Annotated in this window: 1 protein-coding gene; it reads left to right on the top strand. The window is 46.7% G+C overall.

Annotated elements, in window-relative coordinates; all coding sequences use genetic code 11:
- Window positions 1–315: transporter substrate-binding protein (locus tag A3751_RS00715; RefSeq protein WP_156492149.1), on the top strand; the 315-nt coding region annotated here is incomplete at both ends.

Here is a 315-nt window from a genome sequence, read left to right as displayed (position 1 = left end):
AACTACTTTATGAGTGTTGAGTCCGATGCGAATGACGAGTTCATCGAGGCATGGCATTCATACATCGGTAACGAAGATCGCGTTACAAACGACCCAATGGAAGCAACTTATATTGGTTTCAACATGTGGGTTGAGGCGGTAGAGAAAGCCGGTACTACTGACCCATCTGCTGTGCAAGATGCGATCATCGGCGTTTCTGTCCCTAACCTTTCTGGCGGCTTATCGACGATGATGCCAAACCACCATATTACTAAGCCAGTTTTGATCGGCGAGATTCAAGAAGACGGTCAATTCCAGGTTGTGTCGTCTACAAAT

Source organism: Oleiphilus sp. HI0080, assembly GCF_001635135.1.
The sequence above is the reverse complement of the archived record's forward strand: the minus strand, read 5'-3'. Positions and strand labels throughout refer to the sequence as shown.